Annotated in this window: 24 protein-coding genes; 19 read left to right on the top strand and 5 right to left on the bottom strand. The window is 64.3% G+C overall.

Annotated elements, in window-relative coordinates:
• Positions 1-63 precede the first annotated feature (63 nt).
• The 8 genes from D7316_RS27425 to D7316_RS10380 are packed head-to-tail and all read left to right on the top strand — an operon-like array spanning position 64 to position 7,744.
• Positions 64-846, top strand: coding sequence for an enoyl-CoA hydratase/isomerase family protein (locus tag D7316_RS27425; RefSeq protein ID WP_232017167.1), 783 nt, complete (start codon positions 64-66; stop codon positions 844-846).
• 56 nt (positions 847-902) lie between these two features.
• Positions 903-2,369 (top strand): aldehyde dehydrogenase, encoded by a 1,467-nt coding sequence (locus D7316_RS10410; RefSeq protein ID WP_085950799.1) that lies wholly within the window; start codon positions 903-905, stop codon positions 2,367-2,369.
• A gap of 30 nt (positions 2,370-2,399) precedes the next feature.
• Complete coding sequence (locus D7316_RS10405) at positions 2,400-3,599, top strand: thiolase family protein (protein WP_124708207.1); 1,200 nt, start codon at positions 2,400-2,402, stop codon at positions 3,597-3,599.
• A gap of 52 nt (positions 3,600-3,651) precedes the next feature.
• On the top strand, positions 3,652-4,236 hold the full coding sequence (locus tag D7316_RS10400) for a flavin reductase family protein (RefSeq protein WP_124708206.1): 585 nt from the start codon (positions 3,652-3,654) through the stop codon (positions 4,234-4,236).
• A 7-nt stretch (positions 4,237-4,243) separates the two neighbouring features.
• Positions 4,244-5,431 (top strand): acyl-CoA dehydrogenase family protein, encoded by a 1,188-nt coding sequence (locus tag D7316_RS10395; RefSeq protein WP_005199516.1) that lies wholly within the window; start codon positions 4,244-4,246, stop codon positions 5,429-5,431.
• A 10-nt stretch (positions 5,432-5,441) separates the two neighbouring features.
• Positions 5,442-6,356: an LLM class F420-dependent oxidoreductase gene (locus tag D7316_RS10390; RefSeq protein WP_124708205.1), complete on the top strand. Its 915-nt coding sequence runs from the start codon at positions 5,442-5,444 to the stop codon at positions 6,354-6,356.
• 31 nt (positions 6,357-6,387) lie between these two features.
• Entirely contained in the window at positions 6,388-6,963 is a 576-nt protein-coding gene (locus D7316_RS10385) for a hotdog domain-containing protein (RefSeq protein ID WP_124708204.1), read from the top strand.
• Between the two features lie 34 nt (positions 6,964-6,997).
• Positions 6,998-7,744 carry an SDR family NAD(P)-dependent oxidoreductase gene (locus D7316_RS10380; RefSeq protein WP_124708203.1) on the top strand — a complete coding sequence of 249 codons (747 nt, stop codon included), beginning with the start codon at positions 6,998-7,000 and terminating at the stop codon, positions 7,742-7,744.
• Positions 7,745-7,773: 29 nt separating this feature from the next.
• Here D7316_RS10380 and D7316_RS10375 read toward each other — a convergent pair whose 3' ends face one another.
• Positions 7,774-8,379 carry a TetR family transcriptional regulator gene (locus tag D7316_RS10375; protein WP_051989316.1) on the bottom strand — a complete coding sequence of 202 codons (606 nt, stop codon included), beginning with the start codon at positions 8,377-8,379 and terminating at the stop codon, positions 7,774-7,776.
• Between the two features lie 124 nt (positions 8,380-8,503).
• Between D7316_RS10375 and D7316_RS10370 the strand changes: the two genes are divergently transcribed.
• Together D7316_RS10370 and D7316_RS10365 are read left to right on the top strand one after the other, a co-directional pair.
• Positions 8,504-10,000 (top strand): aldehyde dehydrogenase family protein, encoded by a 1,497-nt coding sequence (locus tag D7316_RS10370; RefSeq protein ID WP_124708202.1) that lies wholly within the window; start codon positions 8,504-8,506, stop codon positions 9,998-10,000.
• Positions 10,001-10,038: 38 nt separating this feature from the next.
• Complete coding sequence (locus tag D7316_RS10365) at positions 10,039-10,908, top strand: mycofactocin-coupled SDR family oxidoreductase (protein ID WP_124708201.1); 870 nt, start codon at positions 10,039-10,041, stop codon at positions 10,906-10,908.
• A gap of 112 nt (positions 10,909-11,020) precedes the next feature.
• On the opposite strand, the gene D7316_RS10360 is transcribed toward D7316_RS10365, so the two are convergent.
• The gene (locus D7316_RS10360) at positions 11,021-11,797 is read right to left on the bottom strand and encodes an enoyl-CoA hydratase (protein WP_124708200.1); all 777 of its coding nucleotides are present in this window, start codon (positions 11,795-11,797) and stop codon (positions 11,021-11,023) included.
• Positions 11,798-12,034: 237 nt separating this feature from the next.
• Here D7316_RS10360 and D7316_RS27110 point away from each other — a divergent pair, with 237 nt between their 5' ends.
• The 6 genes from D7316_RS27110 (at position 12,035) to D7316_RS10330 (ending at position 16,529) form a co-directional block, all read left to right on the top strand.
• Positions 12,035-12,436 carry an acyl-CoA thioesterase gene (locus D7316_RS27110; RefSeq protein WP_119032201.1) on the top strand — a complete coding sequence of 134 codons (402 nt, stop codon included), beginning with the start codon at positions 12,035-12,037 and terminating at the stop codon, positions 12,434-12,436.
• A 9-nt stretch (positions 12,437-12,445) separates the two neighbouring features.
• Entirely contained in the window at positions 12,446-13,348 is a 903-nt protein-coding gene (locus D7316_RS10350; protein WP_124708198.1) for an alpha/beta fold hydrolase, read from the top strand.
• A gap of 98 nt (positions 13,349-13,446) precedes the next feature.
• Positions 13,447-14,211 carry an SDR family NAD(P)-dependent oxidoreductase gene (locus D7316_RS10345; protein WP_124708197.1) on the top strand — a complete coding sequence of 255 codons (765 nt, stop codon included), beginning with the start codon at positions 13,447-13,449 and terminating at the stop codon, positions 14,209-14,211.
• Positions 14,208-14,771, top strand: coding sequence for a TetR/AcrR family transcriptional regulator (locus D7316_RS10340; RefSeq protein WP_124708196.1), 564 nt, complete (start codon positions 14,208-14,210; stop codon positions 14,769-14,771). The genes D7316_RS10345 and D7316_RS10340 overlap by 4 nt, the downstream gene beginning before the upstream one ends.
• Complete coding sequence (locus D7316_RS10335) at positions 14,768-15,628, top strand: acyl-CoA thioesterase (RefSeq protein ID WP_124708195.1); 861 nt, start codon at positions 14,768-14,770, stop codon at positions 15,626-15,628. The genes D7316_RS10340 and D7316_RS10335 overlap by 4 nt, the downstream gene beginning before the upstream one ends.
• Positions 15,621-16,529 carry an LLM class flavin-dependent oxidoreductase gene (locus D7316_RS10330; protein ID WP_124708194.1) on the top strand — a complete coding sequence of 303 codons (909 nt, stop codon included), beginning with the start codon at positions 15,621-15,623 and terminating at the stop codon, positions 16,527-16,529. The genes D7316_RS10335 and D7316_RS10330 overlap by 8 nt, the downstream gene beginning before the upstream one ends.
• A 21-nt stretch (positions 16,530-16,550) precedes the next feature.
• Here D7316_RS10330 and D7316_RS10325 read toward each other — a convergent pair whose 3' ends face one another.
• Positions 16,551-17,354, bottom strand: a complete 804-nt coding sequence (locus D7316_RS10325; protein WP_124708193.1) for an SDR family NAD(P)-dependent oxidoreductase — start codon at positions 17,352-17,354, stop codon at positions 16,551-16,553.
• Between the two features lie 171 nt (positions 17,355-17,525).
• On the bottom strand, positions 17,526-18,275 hold the full coding sequence (locus D7316_RS10320; protein ID WP_124708192.1) for an enoyl-CoA hydratase-related protein: 750 nt from the start codon (positions 18,273-18,275) through the stop codon (positions 17,526-17,528).
• Between the two features lie 175 nt (positions 18,276-18,450).
• Between D7316_RS10320 and D7316_RS10315 the strand changes: the two genes are divergently transcribed.
• The 3 genes from D7316_RS10315 (at position 18,451) to D7316_RS10305 (ending at position 21,713) form a co-directional block, all read left to right on the top strand.
• Complete coding sequence (locus D7316_RS10315; RefSeq protein WP_124708191.1) at positions 18,451-19,491, top strand: aldo/keto reductase; 1,041 nt, start codon at positions 18,451-18,453, stop codon at positions 19,489-19,491.
• A 67-nt stretch (positions 19,492-19,558) separates the two neighbouring features.
• Positions 19,559-20,398 carry an SDR family oxidoreductase gene (locus tag D7316_RS10310; protein WP_124708190.1) on the top strand — a complete coding sequence of 280 codons (840 nt, stop codon included), beginning with the start codon at positions 19,559-19,561 and terminating at the stop codon, positions 20,396-20,398.
• A 133-nt stretch (positions 20,399-20,531) separates the two neighbouring features.
• Entirely contained in the window at positions 20,532-21,713 is a 1,182-nt protein-coding gene (locus D7316_RS10305; protein WP_124708189.1) for a thiolase family protein, read from the top strand.
• Between the two features lie 70 nt (positions 21,714-21,783).
• On the opposite strand, the gene D7316_RS10300 is transcribed toward D7316_RS10305, so the two are convergent.
• Positions 21,784-22,725, bottom strand: coding sequence for a FadR/GntR family transcriptional regulator (locus tag D7316_RS10300; RefSeq protein ID WP_197718212.1), 942 nt, complete (start codon positions 22,723-22,725; stop codon positions 21,784-21,786).
• Positions 22,726-22,845 lie beyond the last annotated feature (120 nt).

Below are 22,845 nucleotides of genomic sequence, written 5' to 3'. Positions count from 1 at the left end.
CGTTCCGATCTTCTCACCCCTGCGACGGAGGTTCCGTTGTCCACCCAGGTTTCCGAGCAGCAATTGCCTGAAACGAGCTATCAGACAGTTGAGTTCGTGGTCAGCGCGCATGTCGCGACCATCACGCTCAACCGGCCAGATCGGTTGAACTGCTTCAACGAAACCATGGCGAACGAGATGGCCGACATCTGGAAGCGGGTCCGCGACGAGGACGACATCCACGTCGCGGTTCTGCAGGCCAACGGCGACCGTGCGTTCTGCACCGGTGTCGACGTGGGCGAGGGCGCGTGGTGGACGCACATCAACCGGTTCAACCAGGAAGATCCCGGGGTATTGCTGGGACCCAAACAGCATCGCGTCTGGAAGCCGGTGGTGTGCGCCCTGCACGGAATGGTCGCCGGTGGCGCCATGTATTTCGTCAACGAGTCCGACATCGTCATCTGCAGCGACGACACCACCTTCTTCGATCCGCACGCCAACGCCGGGATCGTGTCGGCGCTCGAGCCGATGGGCATGCTCGCCCGTGGGATTCCGCTCGGCGAGGTGTTGCGATGGGCGCTGACCGGGAGCGATGAGAGGATGACCGCCGACAGCGCGCTGCGGACGGGGATCGTCACCGAGGTCGTGGCGCGAGCCGAACTTCGGGAGCGCGCCCAGCAACTCGCGGCCGAGATCGCGGGCCGGCGTCCGGAGGCGATTCAGGGGACTGTGCGGGCGATCTGGGAGTCACTGGACATGACACCGTCGATCGCGCTGCGCACGGGGCTGTCGTACACCCAGATCGGTAATCCCGGATCGGGGCGCACCGATTCCCGAAAGAACAAGCGCAGCCCGCGTCTACGCTGACCCATCCGCGATTGACCCAAGGAGTTGTTGTGAGCACAGAGACCCTCACCGACCAGATCGCCAGTTATCCGTTGCTCATCGGCGGTGACGAGGTGGAAGCCGAGTCCGGCAAGACTTACGAGAGTGTCGACCCATTCACCGGTGAGCCGTGGGTGCGAGTACCCGACGCGGGCGCCGCGGATGTCGATCGTGCGGTCCGGGCGGCCCGAGCGGCACTGTCCGGTCCGTGGGGAGAGTTGACCGCGTCTGCGCGTGGAAAGCTGATCTGGCGTCTGGCAGAGCTGATCGAGCGAGACGCCGACGAACTGGCGGAACTCGAGGTCCGCGACGGCGGCAAGCTGTTGCGCGAGATGTCCGGCCAGATGCGCGGACTGCCCGCGTACTTCTACTACTACGCGGGAATGGCCGACAAGCTCGAGGGCACCGTCATCCCCACCGACAAACCCAACTTTCTCGTCTACACCACGCACGAGCCGGTGGGTGTCGTCGGTGCCATCACGCCCTGGAACTCACCGCTGCTGTTGCTGTCCTGGAAACTCGCCGCAGGTCTCGCCGCAGGCTGCACGTTTGTGATCAAGCCGAGCGATCACACCCCGGCATCTACCCTGGCCTTCGCCAGATTGTTCGCGGAGGCGGGATTCCCGCCCGGAGTGGTCAATGTGGTCACCGGTTGGGGACCGGAGACGGGGGCCGCACTGGCCTCGCACCCAGATGTCGACAAGATCGCATTCACCGGGTCGACCGGGACTGGGATTCGGGTCGGCCAAGCCGCGGTCGCCAACATGACCCGGTTCACCCTGGAACTCGGTGGCAAATCGGCGCAGGTGGTCTTTCCCGACGCGGATCTCGATGCTGCTGCGAACGGAGTCATCTCCGGCATCTTCGCCGCCACCGGGCAGACGTGCCTCGCGGGCTCACGGTTGCTGGTGCACGAGAGTGTCGCCGACGAGTTGATCGAGAAGGTCGTCGCCCGGGCCTCGACGATCGTCCTCGGCGATCCCAAGGACCCGCGCACCGAGATGGGGCCGGTGTCGAACGCGCCGCAGTACCAGAAAGTGTTGTCACACTTCGATTCCGCGCGGGAACAGGGTGCCACCATCGCCTATGGCGGGGAACCCGCGGGCGAGCTCGGCGGATACTTCGTCAAGCCGACGGTGCTGACCGGGGTGACCGCGGGCATGCGGGCGGTCACCGAAGAGATCTTCGGTCCGGTGCTCGCGGTGTCGACGTTCACCGATGAGGAGGAGGCGATCACGGCCGCGAATTCCACCGAGTTCGGCCTGGCCGGCTCGGTCTGGACCAAGGACGTTCACCTGGCCCACCGGGTTGCGGGCAAACTGCGCGCGGGCACCGTCTGGATCAACTCCTATCGAACGGTCTCTCCGCACGTGCCCTTCGGAGGGGTCGGTGCCAGCGGTATCGGCCGCGAGAACGGCATTGACGCGGTCAAAGATTTCACCGAAACAAAGGCGGTGTGGGTCGAACTCAGCGGCGCCACCCGTGACCCCTTCACGCTCGGCTGAGCCGCGCACCCGAACGAAAGGTACTCAATCATGTCAACCATCGAAGCCGTCATCGTCGCCGGAGCGCGTACCCCGGTCGGCACCTCGTTCAAAGGCACCCTGCGCGACACCACCGCCATGGAGCTCGCCGAAGTCGTCGTCGCCGAGGTGCAACAGCGTTCCGGCCTGGAGCCGTCACAGATCGATGACATCATCCTCGCCGAATCGAACTACGGCGGTGGCGATGTCGCGCGGCATGCGGCAGTGGTGACCGGAATGACCCAGGTGCCCGGCCAGTCTGTCAACCGACATTGTGCGGGCAGCCTTACTGCAGTCGGAAATGCTGCAGCGCAGGTTATCTCGGGCGCCGAACACGCCATCATCGCCGGCGGCACCCAATCCGTCTCGACCGGTCCACTGCAGGCGTTCCGGACGCCGGGGACCGTCGACGAGTTCACCGAGAGGTGGATGCCGCCGACCCATCCGGACAGCCCGGAGGCGCCGAACCAGGACATGTCGATCACCGTGGGCTGGAACACCGCGACAGCACTCGACCTGACCCGTGAAGAGATGGATGCGTGGGCGCTGCGGTCGCATCTGCGGGCCGTCGCGGCCATCGACTCGGGAGCGTTCGTCGACGAGATCGTGCCGGTCTCGGCACGACAGCAGGATGGCAGCACGGTGGAGTTCAGCACCGATGAGCATCCGCGCCGCGACACGACCGCGGAACGTCTCGCAGGTCTCAAGCCCCTACACCCGGAGATCGAGAACTTCTCGATCACCGCAGGCAACTCCAGTGGCATCAATGACGCCGCTGCCGCGGTGATGGTGGTCGGCTCCGATCTCGCCGAAGCCCGGGAACTCGACGTCCTTGCGACCGTCAAGGCGTGGGCGGCAACTGGTATCGACCCGTCGCACACCGGCCTTGCGGTCCTCGACGTCATCCCGAAGGTCTTGGACCGGGCCGGAATCGGGATATCGGACGTGGCGTTGTGGGAGATCAACGAGGCGTTCGCCGCCGTCCCCGTCGCGGCCTGCAAGAAGCTCGGGATCAGCGAGGATGTGGTCAACGTGCTCGGCAGCGGATGCTCGATCGGGCATCCGGTGGCGGCATCCGGGGCTCGCATGATCATCTCACTGATCGGCGAACTGCGCCGTCGCGGAGGCGGATACGGTGTCGCCGCGATGTGTGCAGGTGGAGGCCAGGCAGGTGCGGTCGTCATCGACGTCCCGCCACCGGCGACCAGATGACGACGATCTGCCCGATACGCAACATTTGCCCGACACACAAAGGAGAACAGCGATGAATGTGGACACTGACGCCGCCAACAAGGTTCTGGGCGGTTTGCGTCCGTACCCGGTCGCCATCACCACGGTCGACGGTGGATTCGCCAACGGCTTGATGTCGCTGTCGGCCGGCGCCGCCAGCATCATCCCGGAGGCTCCGCGTGCCACTGTGAGCCTGACGAAGTACAACATGACCCACGACATGCTCTTGAACTCAGGGGTTTTCGCGATGCACATGCTCAGTGCGGGTGAGGACGAGGTCGATGCCTCCCTCGAGATCCTGATGACCCTCGGTGGCAGCTCGGGACGGGACGGCGACAAGATCGGCAAGCTCCGGGCGAAGACCGGCGTCACCGGCGCTCCGATCCTTCTCGATGCGCACAGCTACGTCGAATGCAAGGTGATCGGTTCGCTCGATGTGCAGGAGAGCACCATCTTCGTCGGTGACGTGGTCGCCGCCGAGGTGTTCAGTCAGGCGCCGCGCATCAAGATCGGTGAGGCCTGGGGCAAGCTGCCCGACGAGTGGATAGCGCAGTACGACGCCAACCACGTGCCGCAACTGCAGAGCGCCAAGGATCACCGTTTCGGTCAGAAGGTCTGAGGCACAGATGACCGTGGACACCGTCACCGACGTCGAGGGCCCGCCGCTCGGCTCATGGGAGTTGCCCGAAGAGTTGCGGATGCTCCGCGAGACGGTGCGTCGGTTCATGGAGCGAGAGGTCCATCCGCTCGAGGCGACCCTTCCGCACGATGCGGCGGGCCTGCCCCGCGATCAACTGATTCCCCTGCAGGAGAAGGCCCGCGGCCTTGGCCTGTGGGCGCTGCAGACACCAGAGGAGTACGGGGGTGCCGGTCTGAGCGTCCTCGGGCAAGTCGTGGTGGCCGAAGAGGCGGCCAAGTGCCGGATGGGAGCGTTCTTCCCGGCGTTGGGCGCCTTCGGCGGCAATCCGCCCAACGTGATGTTCAAAGCCTCGGCCGAACAGTTCGAGAAGTTCGCGCAACCGATTCTCGACGGCACGATGACCAAGGCCTATACCGCGATCAGCGAGGCGAACGGCGGTTCCGATCCGGCACGTGCGATCAGCCTCAGAGCAGTCCGAGATGGCGACCACTACGTGCTCAACGGCAGCAAGATGTGGACCTCACACGCAGAGAACGCCGACTGGGGAGTGGTGTATGCCAGGACCGGCGAGGGGCGAGCGGGGATCTCCTGCTTCATCGTTGAAAAGGACACTCCCGGAATGTCCTTGCACCGCATCGGTGTGATGGCGTCGTTTTCACCCTTCGAGCTGCACTTCGACGATGTGCGGCTTCCGGCCTCCAATCTGATCGGTGCCGAGGGTGGCGGGTTCAGGCTGGCCAGTGACTTCCTGATCTACAGTCGGATCATCTACGCGGCCGGCCCGATCGGGATCGCACAAGAGGCGCTCGACGCCGCGTGCCGATGGGCCAAAGAGCGCGAAGTGTTCGGCGGCAAGCTCTCCGACAAGCAGGGCATCGCCTGGATGTTGGTCGATGCCGAGGTGGAACTCCGGGCGGCCCGGCTGCTGATGTATCAGGCTGCCTGGAACGCCGATCTCGGCAAGGACGTCAAGGTCGACGCCTCCATCGCCAAGATGTATGGCACTGAGGTGGCCTACAAGATAATCGACAAGTGCATCCAGATCCACGGCGCCCTGGGACTTTCCGACGAGCTGCCGCTGGAACGGTGGTTTCGCGATCTGAGGGTGAAACGCCTCGGAGAAGGCGCCACCGAGGTGCAGCGGGTAGTGATTGCCCGCGAACTGTTCAAGTGAAGGTGTGATCATGGCTGTGAAGTTCAATCTGATGTTTCCCATGCGAGCGGTCAAACACTACCGCGACTGGATCGGCGACGGCAGTCTCGGTGAAGTCGCGCGTTGTGCCGAAGACGCCGGGTTCGACGGCTTCTCCATGAGTGAGCATCCCTATCCTGACCGCGAATGGCTGGCCAACGGCGGACACCATGCCTTTGATCCGTTCGTCTCGTTGTCGATGGCGGCCCAGGCCACCAAGAACATCAGGTTGATCACCTATCTGATGGTGGTCGGATATCGGAGTCCTTATCTGGGTGCCAAAGCCGTTGCGAGTCTCGACCTTCTGTCCGGTGGTCGGGTCACTCTCGGACTCGGTGCCGGATATCTCGAGTCGGAGTTCACGGCGCTCGGCGCGGACTATGCGCGCCGCGGGAAGCTTTTCGACGAGGGCATCGACGCCATGCGGGCCACATGGCGAGGCGAGGAACACGACGGTCCGGCATTCGGAATCTCCGGGCACATCGCGCTGCCACTGCCACTGACCGACGGCGGTCCGCCGATCTGGATCGGTGGCAACAGCCAGGCCGCGCGTCGGCGGGTGACCGGGAAGGCGGACGGTTGGATGCCGATCGCACAGAAGGCCGAAATGGCGGCGATCACCAAGACCCCGCCGCTCGAGGACATCGAATCACTCGGCATCCAGATCAGCGCGCAGAACAAACGACGTGCCGAGCTGGGCAAACCTGACATCGACGTTTCGTTTGTCCCGTTCGAAAGCGATGCGCTGCGATCGGGAGGCGCCACTGAGTTCGTCGCCAGGGTCGCACCGAAGCTGGCCGCCTACGAGGACGCCGGGGTCACCTGGATCACCATCGAACCCACGAGCCGAAGCTTCTCCGATCTCAAGGCGGACCTGGCAGTGATCAGCGAAGGCCTGATCCGGTGATCGATCGCCGAACCCCACAGAGAGAGCGACGATGACCGAGGCGCCGGCGTACGACACCACATCCTTTGTCGACCTGATAGATGCGTTTCGGGATCTGCAGGAGACCCTGTGCTTGGTGGCACCGCCACCGGCGGCCACTCTGGAACTGACGGCGGCCGTCGCGGATGTGACGAAGCGGCTCAAAGAGTTCGAGGCGCCCGAGGGTCACCGCGTGGCACGGGACCGGGAGATGGGCAGCGATGTACACCCGATGCTGGTCAAGTACGAGGCCACCGACACATCCGACACCTCCCTGGCCGGAACCGTGACGTTCAACCACGCGCACATGGGTGGGGGAGGCGCCGTCCATGGCGGAGTCATCCCCATGTTGTTCGACGATCTACTCGGTATGTTCGTCAGCCGCAGAGGCCAACCCAACTCGAGGACGGCATTCCTGAATGTGAACTATCGCAGCGTCACCCCGGTGCTGCGAGCACTGCGCGTCGACGCGAGGATCGAGAAGATCGAGGGTCGAAAGACCTTCGTGACCGGAACGATCTCCGATGGTTACCTCGTCTGCGCCGAGGCAGAAGCGCTTTTCGTCCGGCTGTTGCCCGGCCAGCCCTGATCGACACATCGCACGCACGTCAACGGAGACGAAGATGACATTTGAGAATGCCGGCGCGCTGGTCACCGGCGCGGGCTCGGGCCTGGGTCGGGCGATTGCCATCCGCCTCGCGAGTGACGGAGCGCGGGTGGTTGTTTCGGATGTGAGCGCCGAGGGGGGAGCAGCCACAGTCGATACGATCGTGGGCGCCGGTGGCCAGGCCTCGTTCATCCAGGCCGACGTCTCCGATGCCGACGGTGTGGAGGCGTTGATCGCCGAGTCGATCGACTACCTCGGAGGTCTCGATCTCGCCGTGAACAACGCGGGAATCGCCCATACCCCCGGAGACCTCCATCAGCTGTCGATCGCCGAGTGGGATGCGGTGATGGGTGTGGATCTGCGCGGTACGTTCCTCTGTATGCGTGGAGAACTGGCCCACATGGTCCAGGCCGGACACGGCAAGATCGTGAACATGGCGTCGAATGCCGGAACCAAGAACGCGCCCGGCATGGCCGCCTACACCGCCGCCAAGCACGGTGTCGTGGGACTGACGAAGAATGCCGCGCTACAGTACGCGCGGCGAAACATACAGATCAACGCGGTCGGTCCCGGCACGATTCTGACCGAGGGAATCATCGCGTTCGGCGCAGACCAACAGGAGCAGTGGGCAGATCTGATCCCGGTGGGTCGGATGGGTCGGCCGGAGGAGGTTGCGGCGGCCGTCGCGTACCTGCTCTCCGACGAGGCGGGTTTCGTCACCGGACACACCCTGCTCATCGATGGTGGTCTGATGTGGGACTGAGCGCGACGATCTCGCGTTCGTCGCTCACATCAGGTGCTGGTGAAACCGCCGCGCACCAAGCCGAATGCCTCCTGCAGCAGCCGGTCCGGCCGCTGCTCATCGGATTCGGCCCAGACCGTGAGTGCCGTCCAGCCGGCATTGAAGAGGCTTTGCGTCAAGAGCTGTGTGAACAGATCGCCAGGCCGGTGATCGGTGCGGGACGTGATGAAGAGGGTCACCACGGATTCCCAGGAGCTGAACCTGGTCGACCCGAGGGGCCAACCGTTCGACGACTCCGCAATGATTCGCACTTGCGTACGCAGCAGATCCAATTCGGAATCGAGGTAGCCGAGCATCGCCGGCAGCTCCACGCACAGCACCCCAACCGGATCCGCGGACGTCGGCGCTGCCCGTAGCTTCTCGGCCAGCGCCGCCACTTCGTCGGCCGAGCGATCCCAGAGGATGTCGGCCTTCGCGGCGAAGTACCGCAGGAGGGTGCTGCGACCGATGCCGCATGCGTCGGCGATGTCTGCCATGGTGACCGAGTCGAAGCCGCGTTCGGCGAACAGTCGCAAACCGACCGCCGCGATGGCGGTCTTGTCCGTGACACGGGGCCGTCCCCCGCGATTCGTCTCCGTCTTGTGAAGCTCGGCCATATGCCCTCCCTCTGCACGAAACCCTACTACGTCAATGGGTTGTGGTTCTGAGGCCCAAAAGGTAGCGTCTGTGACACGGAACACAGCTTGCCCGCACACGCAGGTGCGGGATCGGAGGACGCAAATGTCAGCACCACAATCGGTTTCGGTCACACACGAGGAGCGGATTCTCCTCGATGGAGTTCTGCGACACGCGGGCGCAGGGGGGACATTCGACGTCGTGAATCCCGCGACCGGTGAGAAGGTGGGTGTCGCCGCCGATGCCACCGCCGCCGATATGGACGCGGCTATTGCGGCCGCCCGGAGCGCCTTTGACCACACGTCCTGGGCCACGGACCTCGAGTTCCGGCAACGCTGCCTCCATCAACTGCATGAGGCGATCAGTGCCGAGGCAGAGGTCCTTCGACTGGAGTTGGTCATCGAAGCAGGTGCGCCACTGATGACAACCTATATGGCACAGCTTGATTGGCCATTGTCAGACGGTCTCCTCTGGCCGGCCGAAGCGGTCGCGGGCCTGCCGTGGCACCGCCGCCTTTCCGACAGCTCGTTGCTCGGTATCACCAACATGCGGCATGTGTTCAAGGAACCTGTCGGAGTCGTCGCCGGCATAATCCCGTGGAACTTTCCCTTTGAGATCTTGATCAACAAGCTCGGTCCGATTCTCGCGACCGGAAACACCGTGGTCATCAAGGCGGCATCGGAGACGCCGTGGAATGCGACCCGGGTCGGGCGACTGATCGCGGAGAAGACCGAGATCCCGGCCGGCGTCGTCAACATCATCACCACCAGTGACATCGCCGTCGCCGAGCGACTGGTGACGGACCCGCGCGTCGACATGATCTCGTTCACCGGGTCGACCAGGACGGGTCGGCTGATCACCGAGAAGTCGGCCCCCACGTTCAAGAAACTACTCCTCGAACTGGGCGGCAAGAGCGCTGGAATCGTATTGGACGATGCGGATCTCGCATCGGCGCTACCCGCCGCGATGTCGGCGTGCATGCACGCAGGACAGGGCTGCGCGTTGCCGACCCGGCTGCTCGTCCATCGGTCCAAGTACGACCAAGCGGTAGCCGCGCTGGAAGAGATCTACGCGGCAATCCCTTATGGCGATCCGGCCGACCCCGGCGTCTTCTGTGGGCCGGTGATCACGGAGAAGCAGCGAACCAACATTCTTGAGCTGATCAGACGTGGCGAGGCCGAGGGTGGCCGATTGATCGTCGGTGGCAGGATTCCCGAGGACAGGCCCCAGGGCTACTTCGTGCAACCGACCCTCTTTGCCGACGTGGACAATGCGGCTGCGATCTCGCAGGCCGAGATCTTTGGGCCGGTACTGTCGGTCACGCCGTTCGATGACGATGCGGACGCGATCAGGATCGCCAACGACAGCATCTATGGATTGTCGGGCACCGTCTTCACCACATCCCCGGAACGAGCACTGACGATTGCCCGTGGCGTCCGCACGGGTTCCTTCATGATCAACGGTGGCATGTTCTACGGGTCTGACTCGCCCTACGGCGGGTACAAGCACAGCGGCGTGGGCAGGCAAGGCGGCATCGAGGGACTCGAGACCTACCTCGAGACCAAGGCGGTCGCCACCACGTTGCCGCTCGATATCGCCTGACAACCATCCACACCGAACACAAACGAGGAGAATCAATCATGGCCGGAAGAGTCGAAGGCAAAGTCGCATTCATCACCGGTGCGGCACGCGGGCAGGGGAGAAGCCACGCGGTACGGCTTGCCGAAGAGGGTGCGGACATCATCGCGGTCGACATCTGCGAGCAGATCGAGTCGAACCCATATCCGCTTGCCACCGAGGAGGATCTGGCCGAGACCGCCAAGCTCGTCGAGAAGTTCGATCGTCGGATCGTCACGGTCAAGGCCGACGTGCGTGACCGGCAGCAGCTGAAGTCGGCGCTCGACGAGGGACTGGCAGCGCTTGGCCGTCTCGACGTCGTCGTGGCGAACGCCGGCATCCTGCCGATGGCCATGGGCGACCCGCACGCATCGGACTTCGTCGATGCGGTGGACGTCGATCTCGTCGGTGTGATGAACGCGGTCGCTGTGGCGATGCCGCACCTGGGTAAGCATGCTTCGGTGGTGATCACCGGATCGACGGCAGCGATGCTGCCGAACACGACGGACAATCCGGCGATGGGTCCCGGTTCTGCCGGATACGGCTGGGCGAAGAAGACGTTGATGGGTTACGCCGAGCAGCTCGCCTTGCATCTGGCACCAGAGTTCATCAGGGTCAATGTGATCCATCCGACCAACGTCAATACGCACCTCCTCCACAACGACGGCCTCTACTCGATGTTCCGTCCCGACCTGGAGAATCCCACGCGCGAAGACGTGGAGCCGGCCTTCACCATGTTCCAGGCGATGCCCATCCCGTATGTGGAACCCGTGGACATCTCGAATGCGGTGCTGTTCTTCGCCTCAGACGATTCCCGCTACGTCACCGGTCAACAACTGCGGGTCGATGCGGGATCGCTTCTCAAGATGCCGGGTGGTCCGGCGGGCTCTTAGTTCACCAGTGCGACAGCTGTGGCGAGCTCCGCCCGGTGCCGAGACCGACGACGGGTCACGGCGCCGGGCGAGTGACAATCGGGTGGTATGACGGACACCTGGCGTGGCGGCCTCATCGACGGTCGGCGTTCTGAGCCCGGCCGTGATCCAGAACAGCTGCGGTGGATTCGGCCAACGAGCTCACGTGTGCGGTCCAGGTCCGGTTGATCTCGGTCTCACGGGCGAGGGGAACGGTGAGCCGATCGTCGGACTGCGAGTCGTACAGAGCCCACACCTGGTTCAGGGTGGCCGGATCGGCGGCGCAGAATGATTCGGCGATGGCCAGGCCGCGGTCGCGCAACTGTTCCGGCTCGACTACTTCGTTCACCAATCCCCAGTGCAGGGCGGTGGCTGCATCGACGTACTGCCCGGTGGCGCTGAGCTGCCGGGCCCGGCGAATCCCTACCGCCTCCGCCAATCGTGCGGTGAGCCCACCGCCCGGGACGATACCTACCCGAGAGTGGGTGTCGGCGAACCGAGCTGTCGCAGATGCGATGAGGAAATCGCACGCCAGCGCAAGCTCGAAGCCGCCGGTCACGGCCGGCCCGTCCACGAGTCCGACAACTGGTGTCGTGCAGGCGGCGACGCGATCGATGCAGTTCTCGGTCTTCTCGCTTCCGGTGAACCCCCTCTGCGCGAGTTCCTTCAAATCCACTCCGGAACAGAAAGACCCACCGGCACCGGTCAACAGGATGACCGCCACGGCCGGGTCTGCGTCCACGTCGTCGACGGCGGCCACGAGTTCATGGTTCAGCGCCTGCGACAGTGCATTGCGGGCCTCCGGGCGATTGAGGGTGATGGTGCACGTGGACCCTGAATGCTCGACGATCACCAGTTCTGATTGGTTCATCTCTCTCCTGACATGGTCGGGCGGGCCGCGTCGGCTCGCGCGTGGACCAACTGTCCCGACTGCTCAATCCGACTCTTTCGACCTCTCGAGGAGCCCTGCACTCACGATCTCATGAGCTGGGCCGGTTCGGCCAGGCCTCGACTCGCACCGGTGCATTCCTTTTGTCACGCATGGATATTTGAGTTGTGTTGTGCGAACGGCGCAGACATCGACCGGATATCGGGACATACTCAGACGGTGAAGTCGTATGCGGCCCCCATCTCACATCGCCCGGAGCGTGACGGCACGGTACCCGCGAGCGCCCATGTCCCGTTCTATCTTGCGATGGAGTACTCGTCCGACGCCTGGAACTCATTGCTCGTCGATACGTGTGGCGCTCTGTTGCCCGCCCGCGACCTGGGTGTCGTCGACGTGACCGCGCAGTTCAACCGGGAATTGTTCGTCGGCGATGTCTGCGCGGAAACCGGTCTGATCCGGCTCGGTGTGAGCAGCTTGGGTTTCCGGGTGGTGCTATACCAAGAAGATGTGGTCTGTGCGGTCATCACGATCGTGCTGGCCCGACTGGCTCCCGACCGCAAGCGGTCGACCCCGCTGACCGCGGAGCAGCGAACCGCGCTGGAGACGATTCTGGAAACCTGAAGGGCGCTCATGGCCACCGATGACACCTCACATGCCCGCGTCGCCCTTCCGGGCGCCGGACTCGAGCTGGCTGCCGACCGTTGGATGGGCCTGGCGACCGGCGGAATCGTGGTCCTGCTCCACGGTGGAGGTCAGACACGGCATTCCTGGCGCACGACCGGCGAGCGACTGGCGGCACTTGGCTGGATCACCTACGCGGTGGATCTGCGTGGGCACGGTGACAGCGGATGGGCACAGGATGCCGATTACGGCCTGTCCGGACACCTCGATGACCTACTGGCACTGATCGCCGAGGTCCGGCGTCGTGATCCTGGACTACCGCTGGCGCTGGTCGGGGCCTCTCTCGGCGGCATCATCTCGCTCATGGCCGCCGGCGAGAACGAGGGACTCGCGCAGGCCGTGGTTCTGGTCGATGTCGCGGCCAGAATCGAAGAGTCCGGTAGCTCGCGGGTACGCGATTTCATGCGGAGTGCGCCCAATGGATTCGAGAGTCTCGAGCAGGCCTCCGAGGCGATCGCGGCCTACAACCCGCACCGACGTCGGACCGGCGGGCTGGAGGGCTTGAAGAAGAATCTCCGGCTGCGAGACGAGCGGTGGCACTGGCACTGGGATCCGCGCAGTCTCGACCTCGATGACGCGTCGGACAGTCCGGAGCATCCGAACAGTGCAGCGGCATACCAACGATCCCTCGCGGCCGCGCGCACTGTCGGTTGTCCGTTCCTGCTCATACGAGGTCTGCGCTCAGACGTCGTCTCCGACGAGGGAGTCGCCGAGATGCGGGAGCTCATCCCGCAGATCGAGGTGGTCGATGTGCGCGAGGCCGGGCACATGGTCGCGGGAGACGACAACGACGTCTTCACCACTGGTCTCGCTGATTTCCTCACGCGTGCGCTGGTGAACGCCCATCCCTGAAGAGGGCAGCACCCTTGCGTGGCGTTGCGCCTGAGCTCTATGGTGAGAGATCAAACAGGAGTCAATAGCTCCGTTTAAGTGACGCGAAAGGCAACTGGATGGGCGCACAAGATCTCAACGGCCGTCGCGTCATCGTCACCGGTGGTGCCAGCGGCATGGGGGAGGGCCTCGTGCGTGCGTTTCCCGAACTCGGAGCGCGGGTGGTGTCGCTGGACCTCGTCGAGAGCGTAGGACGCACTGTCGCAGACGAGGTGGGCGCAACGTTCCAGCAGGTTGATGTCTCGGATCAGGTCTCGGTGGATCGAGCCATCGATGCGGCAGTGGAAACCCTTGGCGGACTGGATGTCTTGATCCATGCGGCGGGTATTGCGCCTTCTGCCCCGTCGGAATCGACCCCGCTGGACTTGTGGAACACGGTGATGGCGATCAACGCCACCGGCACGATGCTGACCAATCAAGCCGCATTCCGGCATCTGCGAGATCACGGCGGAGCTATCCTCAACTTTGCTTCCGCCGCAGGTCTCGACGGGTTGCCGCGCAAGGCGGCCTATTCGGCGAGTAAGGGCGCAGTCCTCGCCTGGACGCGCACCGTCGCCGCCGAATGGGGGCAATACGGCATCACGGTCAACGCGATCGCGCCGGCGATTTGGACACCGATGTACGACAAGACCCGGTCGGAGATGACCGAGGATCAATTGACTCAGCACGACGCGATCATGGCTCAACGCATCCCGATCGGTGGCCGACTAGGAGACATCGTCAACGACTTCGTGCCCGTGATGGCGTTCTATGCTTCCGAAGGTGCCGGATTCGTCACCGGGCAGACGATATCGATCGACGGCGGCACACTGAAGGTGCGATGAGCCGCCCACATGCGCCGGCGCGACGGCCCCGTACCGACGGACTTCGCAATCGCGAGAGGTTGCTGGAGATCGGTCGGGAGCAACTCTGGGACAGGGGGTTCGACTTGTCCGCCGCCGCGGTCGCCACAGCTGCCGGTGTGGGGATCGGGACGCTGTACCGACACTTTGCCACCCGCGACGATCTGATAGAGGCCGTGTTGGCAGATCTCCTGACCGAGGTCGAGAGCGAACTGGACGAGGTCGAGTCCATGAGTTCTGCGTTTGATGCCGTCCAACGATACTCATCGACATTGACGCGACTGGGGGGTCGTGGGCTGGTCGATGTGGTTCTGGGCAGTCCGGAGGACACGCCAGGTTTGGCGCAGCGCCGTAGCGAGATTCGACGACGTGGCCAGGGCCTCATCGACCGGGCGCACGAGGAGGATTCGCTTCCTGCCGACTTTGCACTGGAGGACCTGCACGTCTTCCTGTGCGCTACGGCGCACTTGTGTGCCGATGATCGCGTCGACGCCGAATTGGTCGACCGATTCGTGCGTGACCACCTGAACGGGCTCGCATGACGACAGACAATCTGGCTGACATCTTGAACCCGGCACAGCTGGGTGACATGGTGTTTCGGGGCGCGCCACGTCTCGGGCTCCCCGGGAATGTCTTCGGCGGTCAGCTTCTCGGTCAATCGGTGACGGCCGCCGGCCGCACGGTCAACCCGGGGTATCTCCCGCATTCACTACACGCGTATTTTGAGCGCCCAGGTGACTGGGCGCGTCCGATCGACTACCGAGTAGACGCCACGCGTGATGGGCGATCCAGTGCTAGGCGACGCGTTGTGGCTGTCCAGGGGGCCGATCTGCTGGCAACCGTGGAACTCTCGCTACGTCCCGTCAGTGACGCGCATCCCGAAGCCGACCATCCGACCGTCGATGCGGGTCAGGCGTCATGGACGCCTGAGCCCGCCGATGACGACCACGCTCGCCAGTTGCGGTCGTGGCTGGCGGCGTTGACGAGCATGCTTCGACTCGACGTCCGATTCTTCGAAGAGCCGGCGCGCTCGCGTGTGCTGCGGACCGGCTCGGCGCCACCGCGGCAGCGGTTTCTGGTGCGGCCGGCTGACCCACTGCCGAAGGAGCCGTTGCTGCACGCGGCGGCGGTTGCCTACCTCTCCGACATGTTCTTGCTCAGCGCGTCACTTGGGCCACTGGGTGTGGTCATGGGTGATCGACGGCTGCGTGCAGTCAGTCTCGACCATTCCCTGTGGTTTTCGCCCCGACCCGATGCGCAGACGTGGCTGCTGCACGAGACGACCACGGTCCGATCGTGGACAGACCGCGCACTGTGCCGGGGCCAGATCTACGATCTGGCCGGGAGAGCCGTCGCCGATTCGACTCAAGAAGGGTTGGTTCGACTGACACATGACTGAACATCGTCGCCCTGGGCTCCGGTTCGGTCTGTTCCTACCGCAACTGGGAATCGACGCTGCAGCAATGATCGCCGCTGCGCGCAGTGCGGAAGCTGCCGGATTCGACTCCTTCTGGGTCATGGACCACCTCTATGCCCCCGGTGCACCGCAGTTCGATGCCCTGGAGAGCTGGACGCTGTTGTCTGCGATCGCCTCGTCGACTACGACGATCCGCTTGGGGCACCTGGTGGGATGCAATCCCTTTCGCCACCCGTCACTGATTGCCAAGATGGCAGCCACGCTGGATCAGATCTCCGGCGGCCGACTCGAATTGGGCCTCGGGTGGGGTTCGGTGGACGACGAGTTCGCGATGTTCGGCTTCGACGTCGGCACCCGGCAGGAACGGGCCGAGCAACTCGGTGAGACGATCGACATACTTCGGCTGATGTTCTCCGGTGAACCGTTCGACTACCCCGGGAAGCACTTCCAGCTGTCTGGCGCCTACGGCCGGCCGACTCCGCAACAGGAGACGATTCCCATCCATATCGGTGGAGGTGGAAAACGACTGACGATGCCCCTGGTCGCCAAGCATGCGGACTGGTGGAATTGTGTCGCATCCGCGCGGCCGAGATTCAACGAACTCGCGCCGCTGAGCGGAGCTGCGAAGATCTCGGTGCAGTATCCCGTCGGCGTTGTGACCGACGAAGCGACTCGGGCGAAGGTCGCGGAACGATCGGCTCGCAGAATGCCTGAATCAGGTTGGGGTCCTGCGCTGATCGGCACGACTGACGAGCTGACGGCACGGTTCGCGTCCGAGGCGGATCGAGGTGTGAAGCTCGCGATCGTCCGATTCCATGACCGCGCCGATCCCGATACGATCGACCTGTTCGGGCGGGATGTCATCTCTGCCCTGCGCGAATGACAGCCGACGCACGACCTCAGGTCACGGACGTTGGGTCAGATCACGAAGAACCGAGTCGAGCCGTGTTCGCGCACCCACCGCCGCACCCGCGCCGGCGACGATGTGCACCGTGCCCGCCTCGATAGCGGCGATGGTCAGCTCCGCAAGCTCGGCCGGATCGAGGACTGATTCTGCGGAATCCTGCGGATTGCCGATTGCCGCGACACCCGCCGCCGGTTGGAGAGCTTCTGAGTTGGTGCCGAGCCCGGTCGCCACGCGGCCCGGGCACAACACCGAAGCGCCGACACCAGCTGCAGCCCCGCGTAATTCGATGTTCAAGGTTTCGGTGAGACCGACCACGGCGTGCATCGTCGCGTTATAGGGTGTCATCGTGGGCAGTGGCATCAAACCGCCGGCGGACGCCGTGTTGAGGATGTGGCCGGTGCCCTGCTCGAGTAGGAGCGGCGCGAACGCCGTGACCCCATGCACCACACCCATCAGCTTGATGTTGATGAGCCACTGCCACGTCTGACGTTGCTGCTCCCACATCGGTGCTTGTGCGCCAACGACTCCGGCGTTGTTGCAGACGATGTCCACCCGGCCGAAGTGCCGGATCGTGGCATCGGCGAGCTGCTGGACCGAGTCGGGATCGCCGACATCGGTCACAACGGTGAGGACGTCGATCCCCCGGTCCGTCAGGCTTGTTTTCGCCTGGGCCAGTCCGGGTTCGCGGATGTCGGCGAGCACGATCTTGACTCCGCGGGATCCGAGCCCGGCCGCGAGTCCGTACCCGATTCCACTGGCCCCTCCGGTGACGACAGCAACCTGGCCAGGTGCAACCCTCACGATGATCCTCCCGGAGTTCGGTCGACGTGAATCGTCAACCGGCTGACGGTTCTTGGGTAAATGTACCGCAGTGCGCAGTGGTGGGAACGGTGGCCTTGCACCGGAATGATCCCGACACCCCTCTCCTCACGATCGCGACCTCGACCCGACGGTCGAGCGCTCAGCAGGACGTCACTTTCCAGTCCATTCCGGTGCCCGGCGTTCGAAGAAGGCGCGAATCCCCTCCTGTATGTCCTCTGATGCCGTGACCACGTCGATCGCCCGACCGGTGGCGGCCCAACCTATCTTGTCGGCGTCCTCGTCCTGCTCGGCCATCGCGGCCAGGGTTTGGCGTACCGCGATCGGAGAGGACTGGCAGATGTCCTCCGCGAGCGCGAGCGCTTCGGTGAGGGCCTTGCCGGGCGCGGCGAGGGTATTGATCACACCGAAATGGTGGGCCCGCTCAGCGGACAGGCCGGCACCGGTGATGAGGAGTTGCTTGGCGATCGCCGGCGGCAGGGCACGGGGCGCCCGGAACAGGGCGCCGGAGCTCGCGATGACGCCACGGCGCGTCTCGGGCAGCGCGAACCGTGCAGAGGTGGATGCGACGATGAGATCGCACGCGAGCGTGATCTCGAACCCTCCGCCCAAAGCCGGCCCCTCCACGGCCGCGATCAGCGGTTTTGTGCGTCGACGTCGGATCAGACCGTACTCGTCACCACGATCGGTTTTCGCATCCCGGCCGGCGGCCAGGTCGGTGCCTGCCGAGAACACGGTGTCGGTGCCGGTGATGACGCCGACCCACAGCTGGTCGTCGTCGTCGAGTCGGTCGAGGGCGGCACTGATGCCCTGCGCCATCTGGCGGTCGATCGCGTTGCGTTTGGCTGGGCGGTCCATGTGCACGACCAGCGTTCGGCCATGGACGGATTCGTAGACGCTCATCGTCTCGGCTCTTCGTCGTGGTGGGTGGGCCACCGATCGGGTTGGCCTTGATTGTCGGCCACGATCGACTATCGTACAACTAAATGCACTGTTTTTGCGCCATATCGGTCGCCTCAGCGGGCGAACGACCGCCACCATGGGCGCCGCGGCAGCGGGGCACGAAGGAATCGAAATCATGCAGATGCGCCACCTGGGTCAGACCGGTATCCAGGTATCCAGACTGTGTTTGGGTGCGATGTCGTTCGGTGCAGTCGGTGACACGGACGCCGAGCAATGCCGGACGATCATCGATGCCGCGTTGGACGGCGGCATCAATTTCGTGGACACGGCCGACGTGTATTCGGCGGGGCAGTCCGAGGAGATCGTCGGTACGGCGCTGCAGGGGCGGCGCGACAAGATCATCCTCGCGACCAAGTTCTTCAACCCGATGAGCCGCGATCGCAATCATCGTGGCGCGTCGCGGCGGTGGATAATCCAAGCCTGCGAGGACAGCCTCCGTCGGCTCAAGACGGATTACATCGACCTGTATCAGGTCCATCGTCAGGATGAGTACACCGATCTCGACGAAACGCTGGGCGCCCTGTCCGACCTCGTTCGGGACGGCAAAGTGCGGATGGTCGGCACCTCTACGTTCGCCGCGGAGACGATCGTCGAGGCGCAGTGGACGGCCGAGCGTCGCGGTCACATCCGGTTTCGGTGCGAGCAGCCGCCGTACTCGATCTTCGTACGCGGTGCCGAGCGCGACGTCTTTCCCACCTGCCTGCGCTACGGCATGGGTGCGATCGTCTGGAGTCCGCTCAACGGTGGATGGCTGACCGGCAAATATCGCGCCGACACCGCGATGGCATCGGATTCACGGTTCGCACGCGTGGGACGCGGCACGTGGACTGCCGACGGTCCGGGTGCCGACACGAAGCATGAACTGCTCACCCGCCTCGACTCAGTCGCCGCAGATGCAGGACTGGACCTGATCACGCTGTCGCTCGCATTCACTCTCGCTCATCCTGCCGTGACATCGACGATCATCGGTCCACGCACGTTGGCACAACTCGAGAGCCAACTGCCGTCGGCACAGGTCCACCTCGACGACGCCATCCTCGACCGGATCGACGAGATCGTGGCTCCGGGCGAGACGATCAGTCGCGCGGATGTGGCGTTCGAGCCCCAGGCCATCCGACGAAAAGACCTGCGCCGCCTTCCCGTCGGCGCGCCGTGACAGCGGCATCGGATCCCACCGTCACGGTCGAGGACCGCCCGGACATTTCGCAACGAAGGAGTACATAGTGCCGTCACTGGCCGGAAAAACCATCATCATGTCGGGCGGTAGCCGCGGGATCGGTGAAGCTATCGCCGTTCGCGCAGCGCGAGACGGCGCCAACATCGCACTGCTGGCCAAGACCGCCGCACCCCACCCGAAGCTACCCGGCACCATCTACACGGCCGCCAAGGCCATCGAGGAGGCCGGTGGGCACGCGCTGCCCATCGTCGGTGACGTGCGGGACGACGACAACGTCGACGCCGCCGTGGCGGCCGCCGCCGAACAGTTCGGGGGCATCGACATCGTCGTGAACAACGCCAGTGCGCTGAATCTGGCTCCCACCGAGCAGATGAGCATGAAGGCTTACGACCTCATGCAGGACATCAATGCCCGTGGTGCCTTCTCGTTGTCGCGCAGCGCGATCCCGTATCTGAAGAAGTCGGGCAATGCGCACATCCTGACCTTGTCGCCGCCGATCTCTCTGGACCCCAAATGGATCGACCAGGTTCATCTCGCCTATACGATCTCGAAGTTCTCGATGTCACTGGTCACCATCGGGTTGGCCCGCGAGTTGGCGGACTACGGGATCGCGGCCAACTCTCTCTGGCCGCGTACGACGATCGACACGGCAGCCGTTCGCAATGTCCTGGGCGCGGACCTCGTCTCGCGTAGCCGCACCACCGACATCGTGCGCGATGCCGCCTACGTCATTCTCACCACGCCGAGTGGTGAGAGAACCGGGCAATGTCTCATCGACGACGAGGTCCTTGCCGAAGCCGGTGTCACCGATATGTCGGTCTACCGGTCATGCGCCAGAGAGGAAGAACTCGAACTCGACTTCTGGATGGAACGGGCAGGCTCGTGAGCTGACGGCGAATCGGTTGTTTCCGCAGACGTGGGCCCCCGCATCGCCGGTGCCGTGTTCGGCCCGCGCGTTGCCCCAAACATGGCACTAATGGTTAAATAAATAAACTGTAAAGCAAGCGTGAGGAACAATCATGACCGAAGCAGTCATCGTCGACATCGTCCGGACCGGGTCCGGCAAGGGCAAGTCCGGCGGCGCGCTGTCCGACGTACATCCCGTCGTCCTGCTCTCACAGACACTGCGCGCGCTGGTCGAGCGCAATGACCTCGATCCGGTACTCGTCGACGACGTGATCGCCGGCTGCGTGGGCCAAGCCGGCGATCAGGCGCTCAACATCGCCCGGACCGCATTGCTGCACGCCGGTTTCCCGGAAGCGGTGCCGGGTACGAGCATCGACCGGCAGTGCGGATCGAGCCAGCAGGCCGCACACTTCGCCGCGCAGGCCGTCCTGTCCGGTGCTCAGGACATCGTCATCGCCTGTGGCGTGGAGTCGATGAGCCGTGTTCCGATGGGCGCAGCGGCGCTGCCGGGAACCAATCCTTATGGGCCGCTTGCCGAGCGGTATCCTGCCGGCCTCGCGCACCAGGGCATCGGCGCAGAGCTGATCGCGGCGCGGTGGAAGCTGGATCGCGAAGAGTTGGACGCCTTCTCGGCGAGGTCACACGCGCGTGCCGCGGAGTTCGCCGCGAACGGCGGATTCGCCAACGAGATGATCCCGGTCGCACTGCCGGACGGATCGACCCATGTTGCCGACGAAACGGTCCGTGCCACCACCACCGCCGAAGGACTCGCGCAATTGAAGTCGGCCTTCGCCGACGAGAAGTTCGCACAGCGCTTCCCGGAGATCAACTGGGTGATCACGCCGGGCAACTCGTCACCGCTCACCGATGGCGCATCCGCGGCGTTGATCATGAGCGCCGAGAAGGCCGATGAACTCGGTCTCGAGCCCCGCGCCCGCTTCCACACCTTCGCCGTCACGGGTTCGGACCCGCTGGTGATGCTCGACGGTGTCATCCCCGCGACGCACAAGGCGTTGGCCAAGTCGGGGCTTTCGATCGACGAGATCGATGCCTACGAGGTGAACGAAGCGTTCGCGCCGGTGCCGCTGGCATGGGCGCGCGAGTTCAATGCCGATCAGGACAAGCTCAATCCGCGGGGCGGCGCGATCGCGCTCGGCCATCCGCTCGGCGGCTCGGGAACCCGTATCTTGGGCACCCTGCTCAACCACCTGGAATCCACCGGCGGACGATACGGTCTGCAGACGATGTGTGAGGGTGGCGGCATGGCCAACGCGACGATTATCGAGCGGATCTGATTCTGCGGCAATCACTCTGAACATGCGCAGGGCCCGCGATCAACGTCGATCGCGGGCCCTGCGCAGCTCATCACTTGACGATGTCGACCAATGGGAGATTGCTGGGGTCGAACCGAAATATGTAACCGGCGGCGATCTCCATATGTGACCGCCAGTGCAGCTCGGCGCCTGCACCGTCGTGCGTTTCGAGTAACCGGATCATCTTTCGGTACGAACGGAGCGTCTTCTCGAAGCGGGCAGGCTGTAGATTCTCCTCTTCCAGCATGCCTTGGGAGATCGCCTGCACCAAATGGGTCTCCACGATATCTGCCAATACCGCGCCCTGGATGGCCAGCGTCGTGTTGCCGCATCGCTGCAGGATCAACTCGTGAAAACGGTAGGTGTTGTGGCTCCATTGGGACATGTCGGGCGCTGCGCTGGGTCCCGACTCGACCAGCGCGCTGAGGTCGGCAACCACCAGGCGCAGGTCGTCGAGATCCTGATCGGTGCGGATCGCGGCGAGCATGCGTGCGCAGACCGGCTCGTTGACCATGCGGGCCTGGTATACGTCCTGGATCGTGGTCCCTTGCAGCTGTAGCAACAGGCCGACGTGTCGGGCTGCGACAATCGGATCGGGTTCGAGCACCTGAGCGCCTCCGCGTGCTCCACGGCGCACTCCGATCAGGCTCTCCGCCTCCAGAATCCGATACGCCTCGCGGAGCGTGGGTCGTGACACGCCGAACTGATCCATCAGCGTCATCTCCGGCGGTAGGGTCTCGCCGGGCTCCAACTCACCCTGCACGATCTGGCGGCGTAGGTGTCCGGCGATCAGTTCGGCCGTCTTCGGTGCGCGCATGACCGTTCCCACGCGAGCGGCGCCGGAATTCGATCGGGAGTGGGTGGTCATAACGCTCAAACTGCCTTTCCGCGGCGGCATGCCGAGGCACGTAGGGTGGCGGGGGTGACGCTGGACTCCAGCGCCGCTAACATCCATAATAGTAAAATAATTGCACTGAAAATGGAATAACGCCATGCGCGTCTCCGACGACACCGAGGGGTGAGGAGCGAACAGCTGATGAGTCTGATCGACGTCGAGGGCATCGGGCCCTTGGACCCAGCAGATCCGCGCGCCAGAGTGCGGGGGCCGGCCGTA

Origin of the sequence: Gordonia insulae, from assembly GCF_003855095.1 — a bacterium.
In the GTDB taxonomy this organism is placed as follows: Bacteria; Actinomycetota; Actinomycetes; order Mycobacteriales; family Mycobacteriaceae; genus Gordonia; species Gordonia insulae.
Note: the sequence above shows the minus strand (reverse complement) of the source record. Positions and strands in the feature narration are given on the sequence as shown.

Bases quoted from the DNA above. Each gene is read 5' to 3' on its own strand.
- D7316_RS10405 (WP_124708207.1), top strand. From the start codon at position 2,400: ATGTCAACCATCGAAGCCGTCATCGTCGCCGGAGCGCGTACCCCGGTC.
- D7316_RS10400 (WP_124708206.1), top strand. From the start codon at position 3,652: ATGAATGTGGACACTGACGCCGCCAACAAGGTTCTGGGCGGTTTGCGT.
- D7316_RS10395 (WP_005199516.1), top strand. From the start codon at position 4,244: ATGACCGTGGACACCGTCACCGACGTCGAGGGCCCGCCGCTCGGCTCA.
- D7316_RS10390 (WP_124708205.1), top strand. From the start codon at position 5,442: ATGGCTGTGAAGTTCAATCTGATGTTTCCCATGCGAGCGGTCAAACAC.
- D7316_RS10385 (WP_124708204.1), top strand. From the start codon at position 6,388: ATGACCGAGGCGCCGGCGTACGACACCACATCCTTTGTCGACCTGATA.
- D7316_RS10380 (WP_124708203.1), top strand. From the start codon at position 6,998: ATGACATTTGAGAATGCCGGCGCGCTGGTCACCGGCGCGGGCTCGGGC.
- D7316_RS10375 (WP_051989316.1), bottom strand. From the start codon at position 8,379: ATGGCCGAGCTTCACAAGACGGAGACGAATCGCGGGGGACGGCCCCGT.
- D7316_RS10370 (WP_124708202.1), top strand. From the start codon at position 8,504: ATGTCAGCACCACAATCGGTTTCGGTCACACACGAGGAGCGGATTCTC.
- D7316_RS10365 (WP_124708201.1), top strand. From the start codon at position 10,039: ATGGCCGGAAGAGTCGAAGGCAAAGTCGCATTCATCACCGGTGCGGCA.
- D7316_RS10360 (WP_124708200.1), bottom strand. From the start codon at position 11,797: ATGAACCAATCAGAACTGGTGATCGTCGAGCATTCAGGGTCCACGTGC.
- D7316_RS10350 (WP_124708198.1), top strand. From the start codon at position 12,446: ATGGCCACCGATGACACCTCACATGCCCGCGTCGCCCTTCCGGGCGCC.
- D7316_RS10345 (WP_124708197.1), top strand. From the start codon at position 13,447: ATGGGCGCACAAGATCTCAACGGCCGTCGCGTCATCGTCACCGGTGGT.
- D7316_RS10340 (WP_124708196.1), top strand. From the start codon at position 14,208: ATGAGCCGCCCACATGCGCCGGCGCGACGGCCCCGTACCGACGGACTT.
- D7316_RS10335 (WP_124708195.1), top strand. From the start codon at position 14,768: ATGACGACAGACAATCTGGCTGACATCTTGAACCCGGCACAGCTGGGT.
- D7316_RS10330 (WP_124708194.1), top strand. From the start codon at position 15,621: ATGACTGAACATCGTCGCCCTGGGCTCCGGTTCGGTCTGTTCCTACCG.
- D7316_RS10320 (WP_124708192.1), bottom strand. From the start codon at position 18,275: ATGAGCGTCTACGAATCCGTCCATGGCCGAACGCTGGTCGTGCACATG.
- D7316_RS10315 (WP_124708191.1), top strand. From the start codon at position 18,451: ATGCAGATGCGCCACCTGGGTCAGACCGGTATCCAGGTATCCAGACTG.
- D7316_RS10305 (WP_124708189.1), top strand. From the start codon at position 20,532: ATGACCGAAGCAGTCATCGTCGACATCGTCCGGACCGGGTCCGGCAAG.
- D7316_RS10300 (WP_197718212.1), bottom strand. From the start codon at position 22,725: ATGGCGTTATTCCATTTTCAGTGCAATTATTTTACTATTATGGATGTT.